Origin of the sequence: Bittarella sp. HCP28S3_D9 (assembly GCF_052065655.1) — a bacterium.
GTDB lineage: Bacteria > Bacillota > Clostridia > Oscillospirales > Ruminococcaceae > Bittarella > Bittarella massiliensis.
The window spans coordinates 1-13,775 of the sequence record NZ_JBQHTP010000008.1; the positions used below are offsets into that span (position 1 = coordinate 1).

At 63.5% G+C, this 13,775-nt stretch carries 16 protein-coding genes; all 16 read left to right on the forward strand.

The genetic code is table 11. The annotated features are described in order from the left end of the window. Positions 1-316: hypothetical protein (locus tag ACTNAU_RS05795; protein WP_441097848.1), on the forward strand; the 316-nt coding region annotated here is incomplete at its 5' end. A gap of 91 nt (positions 317-407) precedes the next feature. Then, positions 408-1,388: a 6-phosphofructokinase gene (gene pfkA / locus ACTNAU_RS05800; protein WP_185915174.1), complete on the forward strand. Its 981-nt coding sequence runs from the start codon at positions 408-410 to the stop codon at positions 1,386-1,388. A 155-nt stretch (positions 1,389-1,543) separates the two neighbouring features. Next, positions 1,544-2,221 carry a sporulation protein YunB gene (gene yunB / locus ACTNAU_RS05805; RefSeq protein ID WP_441097849.1) on the forward strand — a complete coding sequence of 226 codons (678 nt, stop codon included), beginning with the start codon at positions 1,544-1,546 and terminating at the stop codon, positions 2,219-2,221. Between the two features lie 170 nt (positions 2,222-2,391). Beyond that, positions 2,392-4,365: an NAD-dependent DNA ligase LigA gene (gene ligA / locus ACTNAU_RS05810; RefSeq protein WP_441097850.1), complete on the forward strand. Its 1,974-nt coding sequence runs from the start codon at positions 2,392-2,394 to the stop codon at positions 4,363-4,365. A gap of 69 nt (positions 4,366-4,434) precedes the next feature. Beyond that, complete coding sequence (gene gatC, locus ACTNAU_RS05815; protein ID WP_441097851.1) at positions 4,435-4,704, forward strand: Asp-tRNA(Asn)/Glu-tRNA(Gln) amidotransferase subunit GatC; 270 nt, start codon at positions 4,435-4,437, stop codon at positions 4,702-4,704. A 13-nt stretch (positions 4,705-4,717) separates the two neighbouring features. Further along, positions 4,718-6,190: an Asp-tRNA(Asn)/Glu-tRNA(Gln) amidotransferase subunit GatA gene (gene gatA / locus ACTNAU_RS05820; RefSeq protein ID WP_441097852.1), complete on the forward strand. Its 1,473-nt coding sequence runs from the start codon at positions 4,718-4,720 to the stop codon at positions 6,188-6,190. A gap of 12 nt (positions 6,191-6,202) precedes the next feature. Continuing rightward, positions 6,203-7,633: an Asp-tRNA(Asn)/Glu-tRNA(Gln) amidotransferase subunit GatB gene (gene gatB / locus ACTNAU_RS05825; RefSeq protein ID WP_441097853.1), complete on the forward strand. Its 1,431-nt coding sequence runs from the start codon at positions 6,203-6,205 to the stop codon at positions 7,631-7,633. A gap of 84 nt (positions 7,634-7,717) precedes the next feature. Then, positions 7,718-8,860: a glycerate kinase family protein gene (locus ACTNAU_RS05830; protein ID WP_441097854.1), complete on the forward strand. Its 1,143-nt coding sequence runs from the start codon at positions 7,718-7,720 to the stop codon at positions 8,858-8,860. A gap of 26 nt (positions 8,861-8,886) precedes the next feature. Continuing rightward, positions 8,887-9,357 (forward strand): GyrI-like domain-containing protein, encoded by a 471-nt coding sequence (locus ACTNAU_RS05835; RefSeq protein ID WP_441097855.1) that lies wholly within the window; start codon positions 8,887-8,889, stop codon positions 9,355-9,357. Between the two features lie 125 nt (positions 9,358-9,482). After that, a complete protein-coding gene (locus tag ACTNAU_RS05840; protein ID WP_441097856.1) occupies positions 9,483-10,421 on the forward strand; it encodes a stage III sporulation protein AA in 939 nt (312 codons plus the stop codon). Next, positions 10,414-10,923 carry a stage III sporulation protein AB gene (locus tag ACTNAU_RS05845; protein WP_021659112.1) on the forward strand — a complete coding sequence of 170 codons (510 nt, stop codon included), beginning with the start codon at positions 10,414-10,416 and terminating at the stop codon, positions 10,921-10,923. The genes ACTNAU_RS05840 and ACTNAU_RS05845 overlap by 8 nt, the downstream gene beginning before the upstream one ends. A 21-nt stretch (positions 10,924-10,944) precedes the next feature. Beyond that, positions 10,945-11,139, forward strand: coding sequence for a stage III sporulation protein AC (spoIIIAC, locus tag ACTNAU_RS05850; protein ID WP_021659113.1), 195 nt, complete (start codon positions 10,945-10,947; stop codon positions 11,137-11,139). A 13-nt stretch (positions 11,140-11,152) separates the two neighbouring features. After that, complete coding sequence (locus ACTNAU_RS05855) at positions 11,153-11,542, forward strand: stage III sporulation AC/AD family protein (protein ID WP_021659114.1); 390 nt, start codon at positions 11,153-11,155, stop codon at positions 11,540-11,542. Positions 11,543-11,555: 13 nt separating this feature from the next. Then, positions 11,556-12,731, forward strand: a complete 1,176-nt coding sequence (locus ACTNAU_RS05860) for a stage III sporulation protein AE (protein ID WP_441097857.1) — start codon at positions 11,556-11,558, stop codon at positions 12,729-12,731. 16 nt (positions 12,732-12,747) lie between these two features. After that, a complete protein-coding gene (locus ACTNAU_RS05865; RefSeq protein ID WP_441097858.1) occupies positions 12,748-13,221 on the forward strand; it encodes a hypothetical protein in 474 nt (157 codons plus the stop codon). Between the two features lie 22 nt (positions 13,222-13,243). Continuing rightward, complete coding sequence (locus ACTNAU_RS05870; RefSeq protein WP_256135663.1) at positions 13,244-13,765, forward strand: hypothetical protein; 522 nt, start codon at positions 13,244-13,246, stop codon at positions 13,763-13,765. The last annotated feature ends 10 nt before the right edge of the window (positions 13,766-13,775 follow it).

The window sequence follows — 13,775 nt, forward strand, 5'->3', positions numbered from 1 at the left end:
CCCCAGAGGCGGGAGGGAGCGCCCGCCCGCACCGGCGGCCGCAGCCACCCCCCCCGCGCCGCAGACGCCGGCCGCCCCGCCGCCTGAGCGGGCCGACGGCCAGGCCCTCTACATCCTTCTGCCCAACCGCAACGAGGCGCTGATGGCCAAGATCCCCTCGCTGGTGGGGGGATACCCCGGCGACTACCCGGTCTACATCTGCTTTGCCGACATCCGCAAAAAGCTCAAGAGCAAGAGTCTGCGGGTGGGCCCGACAGAGGATCTGATGCGGACTTTAAAGAATATTTTCGGAGATAAAAACGTTATCATTTCCTGATTTCCCATTTTTGTCCTTGCAATCGATTGGGCTGCCGTGTACAATAAATTCGTATGTGAAAAAGGTAGTTGACATATAGGAGGTTCGCACCATGCACACCGATAAAGAGATCAAGACGATCGGCGTCTTGACCAGCGGCGGGGATGCCCCGGGCATGAACGCCGCCATTCGCGCAGTTGTCCGCACCGCCATCTCCATGGGCATCAAGGTCAAAGGGATCATGCGCGGCTATTCCGGTCTTCTCAACGAGGAGATCATGGACATGAGCATCCGCTCGGTGTCCGAGATCATTCAGCGGGGCGGCACCATTCTCTACACTGCCCGCTGCCTGGAGTTCAAAGAGATGTCCGGCGTCATGAAGGGCAAGGAGATGTGCGAGAAGCACGGCATCGACGGCCTGGTGGTCATCGGCGGCGACGGCTCTTTCCGCGGCGCGCAGGATCTCTCCAACGTCGGGGTCCCCTGCATCGGCGTCCCCGGCACCATCGACAACGACATCGCCTGCAGCGAGTACACCATCGGCTACGACACCGCCATGAACACCGCCATGGAGATGGTCGACAAGCTGCGGGACACCGCCCACTCCCACGAGCGCTGCAGTGTGGTCGAGGTGATGGGCCGCCGGGCCGGGCACATCGCCCTGAACACCGGCATCGCCTGCGGGGCCTGCGTCATCCTGGTCCCCGAAAAGCCCTTTGACCCCCAAAAGGACCTGCTCGACCGCATCCGCTATTCCCAGAGCGTGGGCAAGCGCCACTTCATCGTGGTGGTGGCCGAAGGGGTGGGCAGCGCTGGCGACATCGCCGGGCTGATCCAGAACACCCTGGGCATCGACTCGCGCACCACCGTGCTCGGCCACGTGCAGCGCGGCGGCAGCCCGACCCTGCGCGACCGGGTGATGGCCACCAAGATGGGCTATCGCGCCGTGGAGCTGCTCTCCCAGAATATCGGCAACCGGGTGGTGGCCATTCAAAAGGGCGAACTGGTCGACTTTGAGATCAACGAAGCCCTGGCCATGCACAAAACCATCGACGAGCGGCTGCTCAACATCGGCCATGCCATCTCCATCTAGCAAAGTTTGGCTTTCCAGCGCCCTCTGCCTGTATTGGCAGAGGGCGCTTTTTTTCATTTCAAAGGGGAAAACAGCGCTCTTTGGGGCTGATTATCACCTTTTTTTCGCCCCCTCATAGAATGGAGCAGAGATTTTGAGCGGGGGAGGGGATGCAGATGCGGCACCGCAAAAAGCGTCACCGGCGGGAATGGCTGCTGCGGGTGGGGGTGTTGCTGCTTGTCCTGTTGGGGGCGGTGGCGGCGATCGACCACCAACTGCGGCCGATGGTGCAGTCCTTTGCCACCTACCAAATCAAGAGCTTCGCCACCGAGGTGATCGACGCGGCCATCCTCGACTACCTGGGGAAGGAGGGGGTGGACTACGAGACCTTCTCCACCGTCACTCGGGACGCCAATGCCCAGGTCACCGGCATCTCGCTCAACACCGTCAACGTCAATCTCTTCAAGGCGGGGATCACCGACCGCATCAACAGCGAGATGTCCCAAATCGGGCTGCAGAGCATCAAAATCCCGGTGGGCTCCCTGCTGGGCACCCAGATTTTGCAGGGCGTGGGGCCTGACATCACCCTGCGGGTGCAGCCCTCGTCCTATGCCGCCTGCTCGGTGGACAGCCAATTCGACTCGGCGGGCATCAACCAGACTAGGCACCGGGTGGTGCTGAAGGTCTCGGTCATGCTCTCGGCCATCATTCCGGGATATGTGACCCAGACCGAGCTCAACGTCGGCTACACCCTGGCAGAGACCGTCATCGTCGGGGCGACGCCGGATCAGTTCACCCATGTGAACGGGGACGACTCCTCCCTCATCGGAAAAATCAACGACTACACCAAATAGCCAAGCGCTTGCCGGGCGGCCCTGCAAACAGGGTCGCCCGGCTTTTTGGAAGCCGTTGCAAAAGGGTATAGGGGGTGGAAATTTGCCCCATAATTTTGAGGGCAGCCCCTGTAAAAGGGGGAAAAGATATGCTATACTAGACGAGTGTATGAACGGAGGAAGAAACAGCTATGCCAGACGCCGTTTTTGAGCGGATGCGGGAGTTGGAGAGGCAGATCGAGTACCACAACGACCGCTACTACAACCAGGACGACCCCGAAATCAGCGACTACGACTACGACCAGCTCACCCAAGAGCTGCGGGCGCTGGAGGCCGAGCACCCCCAGTACAAGAGCGAGCACTCCCCCTCCGACCGGGTGGGGGGCGTCTCCTCCAACCAGTTTGAAAAGGTCGCCCACCAGGTGAAGATGGAGAGTTTGCAGGACGTCTTCTCGGTGGAAGAGGTGGAGGAGTTTTTGCAGAAGATCACCCCCGAGGGCGGGGTCATGCCCTGCGTGGTGGAGATGAAGATCGACGGCCTCTCGGTCTCGCTGGAGTACCGGGGCGGCCGGTTGGTGCGGGGCTCCACCCGGGGCGACGGCCTGGTGGGGGAGGACATCACCGTCAATCTGCGCACCATAAAAGACATCCCCAAAACCATCCCCTTTCAGGGCTTTTTGGAGGTGCGGGGCGAGGTGTACATGCCCCGCGCCAGCTTTGAAAAACTGGTGGAGCGCCAGGTAGAGGAGGGGGAGAAGCCCTTCAAAAACCCCCGCAACGCCGCCGCCGGTTCCCTGCGCCAAAAGGACGCGTCCATCACTGGGGAGCGGGGGCTCTCCATCTTTGTCTTCAACCTGCAACAGGTCGAGGGCAAGGCCTTCACCGCCCACAGCGAGACGCTGCGCTGGATGGCCCAGCAGGGCTTTCCCGTCTCGCCCGACTTTGTCCTCTGCCAGAGCGCCGCGGAGGCGGTGGAGCGCATCCGCGAAATTGACGGCCTGCGGGGAAAGCTCTCCTTCGACATCGACGGCGCGGTGGTCAAGGTGGACGACCTGCACGAGAGGGAGGAGCTGGGCAGCACCTCCAAATACCCCAAGTGGGCCATCGCCTACAAGTACCCGCCGGAGGAGAAGGAGACCATCCTGCGGGAGGTGGAGATCAGCGTCGGGCGCACCGGCGCCCTCATCCCCACCGCCCTCTTTGACCCCATCATCTTGGCGGGCACCACCGTGGGCCGCGCTGTGCTGCACAACCAGGACTTCATCAACGAAAAGCAGGTGGGCATTGGCGACGTGATCGTGGTGCGCAAAGCGGGGGAGATCATCCCCGAGGTGGTGGCCGTCAAGCGCCACTGCGAGGGCTCCCAGGTCTTTCAGATCCCCGCCTACTGCCCCTCCTGCGGCACCAAGACCGTCCAGGCGGAGGACGAGGCGGCCACCCGCTGCCCCAACCCCCACTGCCCGGCCAAAAACTTCCGCCGGCTGTGGCACTTTTGCTCCCGCGACGCCATGGACATCGACGGCCTGGGCCCCGCCATCATCGAGGCGCTGCAAAAAGCCGGCCTGATAGAGGATTTTGGCGACCTCTATGCCCTCACCTTTGAGCAGGTGGTGGAGCTGGAGGGCTTTCAGGAAAAGGCGGCCCAAAACCTCATCTCCGCCATCGAGGCGTCCAAGAAAAACGACCTGCCCCGGCTGCTCTTCGGGCTGGGGATCAAGAATGTGGGCAAGCGCGCCTCGGAACTGATCTGCGAGCGCTTTCCCACCCTGGAGGCCATCATGGCCGCCAGCGAGGAGGAGATCAGCGCCGTCGACGGCATCGGCGGGGTGATGGCGCAGAACGTGGTCCGCTTCTTTGCCCAGGAGGAAAATCGCCGGGTGATCGACAAGTTGGTGGCCCGGGGGGTCAACACCACCGCCCACAAGCAGGCGGTGGGCGACAAGCTGACCGGCAAGAAGTTCGTGGTCACCGGCAAGCTCACCCGCTTCACCCGCAAGGAGATCGAAGGGCTCATCAAGCAAAACGGGGGCAAGGTCGTCTCCAGCGTCTCCAAGGCCACCAGCTACCTGGTGGCGGGGGAGGACGCCGGCAGCAAACTGGAAAAGGCCGAGAGCCTGGATGTCCCCGTCCTCACGGAAGAGGCGTTTTTAGAGCTGATCCAGTAGGGGTATTTTGGCCAGAGATCGCCGCTCTGCAGGGGCGACATAAACCGTTATACAGATGGAGGAATGGATATGGAAATCGACGTGCGGCACATTGCCAAGCTGTCCTATTTGAAGATCGAGGACGATGAGATCGAGACCTATCAAAAGCAGATGAGCGACATCATCCAGATGGTGGAGGCCCTGCCTGACCAGGCCGATTTTGACGCCAAACCCAAGGTGGAAGACGCCATGCAGCTGCGGGAGGACGAGGTCCGCCCCTCCACCCCGCGGGACAAGCTGTTGCAAAACGCCCCCCAGGTAGAGGCGGGCTGCGTCGTCGTCCCCAAAACGCTGGAATAGGAGGAGCAGGGAAATGGAACTGATTCAGAAGACCGCCGCCCAGCTGCACCAGCTGCTGCGCGACAGAGAGATCACCGCCGCAGAGATCACCGATGCGGTGTTTGCGCAGATCGCCGCCTGTGAGCCCCAGGTGCAAAGCTACCTGGCCCTCACCGAGGAGTCGGCCCGCAAGACCGCCGCCCTGGTGGACGAGAAGCTCGCCGCGGGGGAGGAGCTGCCCCCGCTGGCGGGCATCCCCATCGCCGTCAAGGACAATCTCTGCACCGAGGGGGTCACCACCACCTGCGCCTCGAAGATGCTCTACAACTTCGTCCCCCCATACAGCGCCACCGTGGTCAAAAAAGTGGAGGAAAACCTCCTCCCCATCACCGGCAAGGTGAACCTGGACGAGTTCGCCATGGGTTCCTCCTGCGAGAACTCCCACTTCCAAAAGACCCACAACCCCCACGACTTGAGCCGGGTCCCCGGCGGCTCCTCGGGCGGCAGCGCCGCCTCAGTGGCGGCCGGCGAGGCGGTTTTGGCCCTGGGTTCCGACACCGGCGGCTCCATCCGCCAGCCCGCCTCCTTCTGCGGCATTGTGGGCCTCAAGCCTACATACGGGGCCGTTTCCCGGTACGGGCTGGTGGCCTTTGCCTCCTCTTTGGACCAGGTGGGCCCCATGGCCCGCAGCTGCGAGGACACCGCCATGCTCTTTTCGGCCATCTCCGGCGCAGACGAGATGGACGCCACCTCCTGCGATCGGGGTCACCGGGCGGACTACCGCGACTACCTGGCCCGCGACGTGAAGGGGATGACCATCGGCATCCCCAAGGAGTACTTCGGTGAGGGCATCGATGAGGAGGTCTCCGCCGCCGTCATGCAGGCCGCCGAGGTCTTTCGCTCCCTGGGCGCCCAGGTGAAAGAGGTCTCGCTGCCCTCCTCCCCCCACGCCCTGTCGGCCTACTACATCATCTCCTCGGCGGAGGCATCCTCCAACCTGGCGCGTTTTGACGGGGTCAAATACGGCTACCGCAGCGAGCACTACCAGAACCTGCAGGAGATGTATGTCAACACCCGCACCGAGGGCTTTGGCGCCGAGGTCAAGCGCCGCATCATGCTGGGCACCTACGTCCTCTCCTCCGGCTATTTTGACGCCTATTACAAAAAGGGGAAGGCCTTTCAGAGCGCCCTCTGCGCCGAGTTTGACGCCTGTTTTGCCGACTGCGATTTCCTGCTGACCCCCACCGTCCCCCAGACGGCCTTCAAGCTGGGCGAAAACATCGATGACCCGGTGAAGATGTACAAGTCCGACATCTGCACCGTGCCGGTGAACATCGCCGGGCTGCCCGCCCTGGCCATGCCCTGTGGCAGGGATAGGCAGGGGCTGCCCATCGGCATGCAGCTCATCGGCCCCCACTTCGGGGAGGACGTGCTGCTCAGCGCCGGGCACCGCTACGAACAGGCGACGGGCTATCAGTTTACCGTCCCCGCCATCGCGTCGAAATAAGGAGGGTTTACCGTGGAATACGAAGTTGTCATCGGGTTGGAGATCCATGCGGAACTCTCCACCAAAACCAAGATCTACTGTGGCTGCAAAAACTCCTTTGGCTCCGAGGTCAATTCCCAGTGCTGCCCCATCTGCCTGGGGATGCCCGGCACCCTGCCCACCCTCAACAAGGAGGTGGTGGAGTACGCCATCCGCATGGGGCACGCCACCCACTGCACCATCAACAACGTCACCAAGCAGGACCGGAAAAACTACATCTACCCCGATCTGCCCAAAGCCTACCAGATTTCCCAGTACGACATCCCCCTGTGTGAAAACGGCTACCTGGACTTCATGGTCGACGGCGAGAAGAAACGGGTGGGGATCACCCGCATCCACATCGAGGAGGACGCCGGCAAGCTCATCCACGCCGAGTCCTTCGAGGGCTCCCTGGTGGACTTCAACCGCTGCGGCGTCCCCCTCATCGAAATCGTGTCCGAGCCCGACATCCGCAGCCCGGAAGAGGCCCACGCCTACCTGGAGACCATCCGCTCCATCCTCCTCTACCTGGACATCTCCGACTGCAAGATGCAGGAGGGTTCGCTGCGCTGCGACGTCAACGTCTCCCTGATGCCCAAGGGGTCGGACACCTTCGGCACCCGCTGCGAGATGAAGAACGTCAACACCTTTAGCGGCGCCGTCCGCGCCATCGAGTACGAGATGGCCCGCCAAAAGGAGATCTTGGACGCCGGCGGCGTCATCGAGCAGGAGACCCGCCGCTGGAACGACGCCAAGGGGGTCACCGAGCTGCTGCGCAGCAAGGAGGACGCCCAGGACTACCGCTATTTCCCCGAGCCCGACCTGCGGACCATCTACATCCCCGAAGTGCATGTGGAGGAGCTCAAGGCCACCATCCCCGAACTGCCCAACCAGAAGATCGAGCGGTATATGACCTCCTACGGCCTGCCCCAGAAAGAGGCCACCCTCATCGCCGAGGACGTGAGCCGCTCCCGCTTCTTTGAGCAGTGCCTCGAGGGGGGGAAGGTGGCACCCAAGTCGGTCTGCAACTGGCTGCTGGGCGACATCGCCAAGGTCCTCAACGAACGCGGCTGCGAACTGGATGATCTCGCCCTCACCCCCGAGCGGCTGGTGGAACTGATTTCCCTGATCGACCAAAAAACCATCTCCACCACCTCCGCCAAGACGGTGCTGGAGTGCATCCTCGACGACGGGGAGATCGCCATCGACCAGATCGTCAAGGACAAGGGGCTCGCCCAGGTCAGCGACACCGCCGTGTTGGAGGCCATCGTCACCGAGGTGCTGGCCGAAAACGCCAAGGCGGTGGAGGACTATCACAGCGGCAAGACCAATGTGCTGGGCTTCCTGGTGGGCCAGTGCATGAAGCGCTCCAAGGGGCAGGGGAACCCCGGCCTGATGCGCCAGCTGCTGGAAGAAAAAATCTAAAAATATCCGCTTTGAGCGAGAGGGGGAGAGCCTGCGGGCTTTCCCCCTCTCCTGTCAAGGCAAAAGAGAGGGGAGACTCTGTCGATGAAGCGCTACCTCGCAGTGCCCGACTCCTTTAAGGGCACCCTTACCTCTGGGCAGATATGCGACATTCTGGCCGACTGCGTCCGCCGCTGCGACCCCTCGGCCCAGCTGCGGGCCATCCCGGTGGCGGACGGCGGCGAGGGGACGGTGGATGCCTTTCTCGCCGCCCTCGGGGGGGAGAAGATCACCCTGCCGGTGGCGGGCCCCTATTTTGAGGAGCGCACCGCCTTCTACGGCATCTTGGAGGGCCGCCCCCGCACCGCCGTCATCGAGATGGCGGCTTGCGCCGGACTCCCCCTGGTGGAGGGGCGGGAAGACCCTCTGCGCACCACCACCTACGGGGTGGGACAGCTGATTGCCGACGCCTTGGCGCGGGGGTGCGAGAAGATCCTGCTGGGCCTGGGGGGCAGCTCTACCAACGATGGCGGGGCCGGTGCGGCCGCCGCCTTGGGGGTCCGCTTTTTGGATGACAAGGGGGTCCCCTTTATCCCTGTTGGCGGCACCCTGGGGCGGATCGCCGCCATCGACTGTTCCGTGCTCGACCCGCGGCTGGCCGCCGCCGAAAAGGTCGCCATCTGCGACATCGACAACCCCTTTTACGGCCCCAGCGGCGCGGCTGCCGTCTTTGCCCCCCAAAAGGGAGCGACCCCCGAACAGGTGATGCAGCTGGATGGGGGATTGCGGCGGTTGGCGGAGGTGGTCTTGGCCGAGACGGGTCGGGACTTGCAGCTGCTGCCGGGGGCGGGGGCTGCCGGCGGGATGGGGGGCGGCGTCTGTGCCCTGCTGGGTTTTCGGCTGCAGATGGGGATCGACGCCCTGCTCGACGCGGTGTACTTTGACGACCTGCTGCGGGAGACCGACCTGGTCTTTACCGGGGAGGGGAGGATCGACAGCCAGAGCCTGCGCGGCAAGGTGGTGGTCGGGGTCGCCCGCCGGGCCCGGGCACAGGGGGTGCCGGTGATTGCCCTGGTGGGGGAAATCGGCGAGGGCGCCGAGGCCGCCTATGCAGAGGGGGTCTCGGGCATCTTCTCCATCAACCCCCGGGCCGAGGCCTTTGCCACCGCCCGCCACCGCAGTGCCGACAACCTTCGGCAGACGGTCGACAACCTGCTGCACTTCTGCCGGTCGATGGGCTGGCAATAACCAATTTGAAAGGCGCTGTCAAACGGATGAGAAGACAGACGGTGGAGTGCCTGCAGTTGGAGGCACTCACCCTCTACGGCCTCTGGCAACCCTCCAGCAACAAAACGGTCGCCAGAGACATCCCCGCCCTCTCGCGTCGGTACCGGGCGGCGATCCAGCGGCAGGGAGAGCAGGTGCTGCCCTTTTATGTCCTCTCCCGAGACTACGACGAGGCAAGCGGCCGCTTCTCCCTCTTCGTGGGGGGCGCGCAGCCCCATCCGGCGCTTCGGGAACTGACCCTGCCGACCGGTCTCTACGGCAAAATGGTCGTTCGCCCCCGCTGGGCCTTTCTCTGGGGGGCGGCAATCGGGGCGGCCAAGCGGTATTTCTATACCCGATGGCTCCCCGACAGCCCCTACCGGGCCTGTGGCCTGGAATTTGAGCGCCACACGGAAAAGAGCTTGGGCAGGCGCCCCTCGGTGGACCTCCTCTTTTCCATCCGAGAAAAAATACTCTGAGCCCCACTTGACAAAAGGGCCCGCAGCGGATGCGCTGCGGGCCCTTTTTTGCGTTTTGGGACAGGTTCTATCCCGGTGGGACAACCCATATAGTGTTAGTGTACAAGTTGTGGGAGGGATGAACCATGAGTCGAGAAACCCCTTTTGAGCAGGTGACGGCCGTTCTGCCCGAACCCATTCGCAGCGGCTGTCTGGCCCTGCCCCAGCCCGTTTGGGAGCGCTGTCAGGAAATCCGCCTCACCTCTGGGCAGCCCGTCTCCCTCTACGGGGAGGGGCGGCTGCGCTTTCTGGGGGAGGGGGCGCTGCTGGACGAGCCCCAAGGGGCCATCTGCGCCACCGCCGCCCAGGTGCGCTCCTGTGTGCAGGCCTGCTGCGAGTACTCCCTCTACTCCCATCAGGACCAGATCGCCCAGGGCTTTCTCACCATCCGCGGCGGGCACCGGGTGGGGCTGTGTGGCAAGCGGTTTTACTCCCCCGAGACGGGGGAGACGGTGCACGAATTTGAGGCCGTCAACCTGCGCATCGCCCGGGGGGCGCTGCCCGCCGACCCGGCTGTCCTCCGCTTTTACCGGCTGCACGGGCTGGGGAACACCCTCATCGTCGGCCCGCCGGGCTGCGGCAAGACCACCCTTCTGCGGGGCCTCATCCGCGCCTTTTCCGACGGTGGATGGGAGCGCTATTTAAAGGTGGGGGTGGTGGACGAGCGGGGGGAGTTGGCCAACTGCCTGGGGGGCCAGTGCCAGACCGATTTGGGCCCGGGCGCCTTCGTGCAGAGCTACTTCTCCAAGGCCGAGGGCATCTTTCGCTGCGTGCGCACCATGTCCCCCGACTTGGTGGCCTGCGACGAGATCGGCAACGAGGAGGACGTGGCGGCCCTGCGGCGCTGTGCCGTCTCGGGGGTATGGGTCATCGCCACCGCCCACGGAGACACGGTGGAGGACCTGCGGCGAAACCCCGCCCTGGCCCCGCTGCTCAAACAGGGTTTTTTCACCCACTTTCTGCAGGTTTCGCCGCACGATTTCTCGGTCAGGGCCCACTGTGAGAGGGGGGCTGCCCGTGGTTAAGGCAATCGGCTGCCTCTTCCTCCTCTCGGCCTGTTCGTTGGGGGGACTCTACCTCTCCGGCCGCATCCGAGAAGAGGAGCGGTTGGTGCAGACCCTGCTCAAATTTTTCCGCGGGATCGAGGGGGAGCTGACCTACGGCGGCGCGCCGGTGGGAGAACTGCTGCAACAGGCCGCCCAAGACCCCCGCTTTGCCGGGCTTGACTTTCTCCCCCTCTGCTGCAGGGGGATGGAGACCGGCGACTTCTCCGCCAGTTTCTGCAGCGCGGTGGAGGGGTGCCGCTGCCTGCAAAAGAGTCCGCCTGCCCTTCGCCAGTTGATGCTGGACTTTGGGCGGGAATTCGGCACCCGCCCCTCCCCGGTGGAACTCTCCCGCCTGGCCCTGCTGGTGCAGAAGTTGGAGGAACAGCTGGAGGAGACCCGAGAGGCTTACCGAAAAAATGGAAAGATGTACAACACCCTGGGGGTGCTGGCGGGGCTGGGCCTCTCCATCATCCTCTGGTAGCCCCAAAAGGAGGACGCGAAAATGGACGTAGATCTCATCTTCAAAATTGCCGCCATCGGCATCATCGTGGCGGTGCTCAACCAGGTGCTCATCCGCTCCGGGCGGGAGGAGCAGGCCATGCTCACCACCCTGGCGGGGCTCATCGTGGTCCTGATGATGATCATCGGGGAGATCAGCACCCTGTTTGACACCGTCAAGGCCATCTTCGACCTGTGAGGCGGTGGGGGAAATGAACGTGCTGGGCGTGGCGGTCTTTGCCATCGTCGCGGCGATTTTGGCCCTCACCCTCAAGCAGTACAGCCCCCAAATCGCCGTGGTGGTGTCGGTGGGGGCGGGGGTGCTGCTCTTTGGCTATATCGCCGCCTCCCTGCTGCCGGTGCTGCAGGAGGTCCTCTCCATTTCGCTGCTGTCAGAGGGGGTGGCCGAAAACATCGGCACCCTCTTCAAGTGCCTGGGGGTCTGCTACGTGGTGCAGCTGGCGGCCGACAGTTGCCGGGACGCCGGGCAGCAGGCCATCGCCTCCAAGGTGGAACTGGCGGGCAAGGTCACGGTGTTGGCCCTGGCCCTGCCGATGCTGAAAACAGTGGTCTCCTTTTTGGACGACCTGATTTTCCTGTAAAGGAGGCGGCGCTGTGAGACATCCAAGAATCTTGGCCGCCCTGCTGCTGGCCCTGGCCCTCCTCTTTTTTTCACCCTGGACCGCCTTTGCCGAAGAGGGGGAGGAGGAGAGCCCGGCAACCGACACCCAGCAGATCTTGCAGGAACAGTACGATTTGAGCGGCGCCTCCCAGTTAGAGGACGCCCTTCCCGAAGGGGCCCGAGATACCCTGGAGGACAGCGGCCTTCTCGACGGCGATTTGACGGGGGAGAGCGCCCTCTCCTTTCTCGACCTGCCCAAACTGCTGGGCAGCCTCTGGGAGTCGATCAAGACCACCGCCAAAGAGCCCATCCGCATACTGGCCCTCATCGTGGTCACCATTTTGGTCTGCGCCATGGCCGAGAGCATGAAGAGCACCTTCTTCTCCGAAAGCCTCTCTCCGGTGGTGTCGGTGGTGGCCGCCCTCTGCATTGCGGTGGCGGTGGTCGCGCCGGTCTACCGGCTGATCCAAGACCTCAACCAGACCCTTCTCTCCACCAACCAGTTCATCGCCACCTTCGCCCCCATCTACTCCACGGTGGCGGCCACCTCCGGCCAGCCGCTGACGGCCACGGCCTACTCCGGGGTGCTGATGTTGGTGGTGCAGGGGGTCTCGGCCATCTGCTCCTCCACCATCGTCCCCCTGCTGGGGCTGATGCTGGCCTTTTCGGTCACCGGCGCGGTGCAGAGCGACCTGCGGGTCTCGGCCATCAGCGGGGGGCTGAAAAACGCGGTGGTGCTGCTGCTGACCCTGCTGCTGACCATCTTCTGTGGCGTCCTCTCGATGCAGAGCTTTGTCACCTCTGCCTCGGACAACCTGGCCATGAAGACCGGCAAACTCCTCATCGGCAACATGGTGCCGATCGTGGGGGGCGCGGTCTCCGACGCCCTCTCCTCGGTCTACGGCTGTCTCAAGGTGGTCAAAAACGGGGTCGGGGTCTTCGGGATCGCCGCGGTGGTCGTCTCCTTTGTGCCGCTGCTGCTGCGCTGCCTGCTCTACAAAGCCACCCTCTGGGCCGGGGCGTTCTTCTGCGACATGCTGGGGGTCTCGTCGGTGCGGGACACCCTCAAATCCATCGGCAACTGTCTCACCATTGCGGTGGCGCTCCTCTTCACCTACGCGCTGCTGGTCATCATCACCACGGTCATCGTCATGATGGGCGTCGGCTAAAAAGGGGGAACGGGTCGTGCAGGCAATTCAGCAGTGGGGGTTCGCCCTCTGTCTCAGCTGCATCTGCGGCGGGATCTTCAAGATGGTGGCCCCCTCCCGCAGCATGGAGTCGGTGTTCAAGGTGGCGGTCAACGTCTTTTTCCTGGCCTGTATCGTCGCCCCCCTGTCGGGGCTGGGCGGAGTTTCGGTCACCCTCCCCTCGGCGGGGGAGCTGCCCCAGGTGGGCCAGGCACAGGAACAGATCACAAAACAGGTGGCGGCCCTGGCGGCCGAGAACCTGCGCACCCAGATCGGCGCCTACTTGGACGGGCAGGGGAAGGACTATGAAAAAATAGAGGTGCGCACTCATGTGGACGAGGGGGGGCGCATAGATATTAGCGAAATCAAAATCCAAACGGGAAAAGGGCGGGACGAGGCCCTGGAGCGCCAGGTCAGCGAGGCATTCGGCCTGCCCACCTCGAGTGCGGAGGACACAGAAGATGCTGGATAGGTGCAAGGAACTTCTCACAAAAGTGGACAAAACAAAACTCATCGTCATCCTGGGGGCCGTCGGGGTGCTGCTCATCTTTCTCAGCAGTCTGGGGGGCAACGGCAAGTCCAAAAAGGAGTCCTCCCAGGGGACAGGCGCCCCTTCGGCCCCTGTCAGCCAGGAGGCGTACGTGTCGCAGACCCAGAAAAACCTGACGGACATCCTGCAAAAGGTGCAGGGGGTCGGTCGGGTGGAGGTGATGGTCACCCTGGAGCGCTCCTCCGAGAGCCAGTACCTCTACGAGGAGAAAAAGAGCGTGGACGCCATGGCGGGCCAGGGCGGCAAGAGCCGGGAGAGCACCGAGAGGAGCTACCTCTTGGTGGAGGACCAAAACGGCAAGAAACAGGCGGTGGTGCAGAGCACGTTGGAACCGGTCATCAAGGGGGTGCTCATCGTCTGCGACGGAGGGGGCGACCCCACTGTGGAAGGGCGGGTTTTGGAGGCGGTGACGACCCTACTGGACGTCCCCTCCAACCGCGTTTACATAGCGAAAAAAGGCGGGTAGACCGCCCTTT